The organism is Gilliamella sp. BG3 (assembly GCF_046635605.1).
In the GTDB taxonomy this organism is placed as follows: domain Bacteria; phylum Pseudomonadota; class Gammaproteobacteria; order Enterobacterales; family Orbaceae; genus Gilliamella; species Gilliamella bombi.
In genome coordinates this window covers 1-1493 of the sequence record NZ_JBIDFE010000059.1, presented here as the reverse complement: position 1 = coordinate 1493, position 1493 = coordinate 1, and the positions used below count along the sequence as shown (strand labels likewise).

Here is a 1493-nt window from a genome sequence, read left to right as displayed (position 1 = left end):
CCGATTGAGTATAAAACACTAAAACAAGCAGCATGATTTTCTACGTGAGTTGTGTACTAAGTTTGGGATATTTACAATCGTATTGCAGGGTTTCCCAGTATCTCTGGTTGCGGCAGCCTTCGATTCTGCCGGTGCGATCATAGCGGTAATCGGTCTGGCCGTGTTTGCTGTGTCTTTTGCTTACCAGCCGGTCGAGGTTGTCGTACTGGTAGTCGGCGTTGCCGTCACGCTGTGCTTGTTTAATTTGGGTGACGTGCTACGGGATTTATTCTGTTCGCTGGTCTAAACAATTAATTTTTTTTGTGAGTATAATGGTGGACGTAAGTAGATTGATTATTATATCTCAGATTGCAGTTTTACTTAACTATAATCTGCCAAAATAAAGTTGGTAACATTAACAACTGGTATTTTCTGAACCTTTATTAAAAGGTATATTTGCGTAAAAAAATGTTTTTTCATAAGAGAAAATCATTTTATTTCTATTGGGAATTAAAAGAATACTTGTTTCATCACTTGGGTAAAAAAAATCATCCCATGATTTTACAAAAATCTCCACTGGTACAATAGCACTCGATTTTTTTCCCCAAAAGAAAAAAGCAAACGAAATGCCTGTTAATTTATTTTTGAAAAATAAAGAAGATTCGTTAGGATGATCAAAATCTAAATTAATTTTTTCTATAACAGAACAAAATGATGAATGCATTTGCATTAAATGATTAAATGGGAATGTCACATCCCAAAAATTACTAGACTCCTCTGTATCAAGAAAAATAATCTGTCTTTTTTCATCAAAAGATAGTAAGCAATCTTTAGAATTAAATCTCCATGCAATAGGATATTTTTTTTCATCAATGGCTAATAATTTTTTATTCATAAAATATATGCCCAGCTCCACCAGATTTTTTCCCCAAACTCCAATCCTTCCATTTTATGTGGGGTATATTATTCTCTGGTGCATTTATTGTATGCGATTCATTAGGGTGATGTTCATAACCTTTTTTGTATTGAATTTCAGAGTAAGTAGGCTGAATCTCTATCTTTCCTCTAGCATCTTTTAACAGTTGTTCAGCAGTAGCTTTATCCTTCACTCTAAAATTGGATTTACCACCTCTCTGAATTATTTCAATTGCTTTCTTCCATTCAGGGCTACCACGCTTAATGACAGGTAAGTTAGTTGCATTGCCAACTTCCTTCCCTGTAAGGCCACATTTTATTAACCCCCACGGATCAATCCAAGTCAACCCATTAGGCCATACTGATACAGATTAAATCCACCCAGCAACCCAATCGGGTCCGGCTGAGTAAATCTACCTATATCCGGATCATAATACCTGAAAGTATTGTAATGTAAGCCAGTTTTTCTGTCTAATATTTCCCCTGATATCTGATGATTCTATTTTACTGATTTGTGTTCAATTCCTGAATCATTCTTATTCCGTCTTTTCAATGGTTAATGATATCCAATAAAATCTTTAATAATATAAATGTGTAGA

1 protein-coding gene and 1 pseudogene are annotated in these 1493 nt (G+C 34.6%); both read right to left on the bottom strand.

The window, feature by feature from the left end; translation table 11 throughout:
- Positions 1 to 394: 394 nt before the first annotated feature.
- The gene (locus ACGH6S_RS12155; RefSeq protein WP_411578992.1) at positions 395 to 874 is read right to left on the bottom strand and encodes a hypothetical protein; all 480 of its coding nucleotides are present in this window, start codon (positions 872 to 874) and stop codon (positions 395 to 397) included.
- Between the two features lie 334 nt (positions 875 to 1208).
- Positions 1209 to 1378: pseudogene (locus ACGH6S_RS12150) on the bottom strand (RHS repeat-associated core domain-containing protein); the annotation flags it as partial.
- Positions 1379 to 1493: the final 115 nt, after the last annotated feature.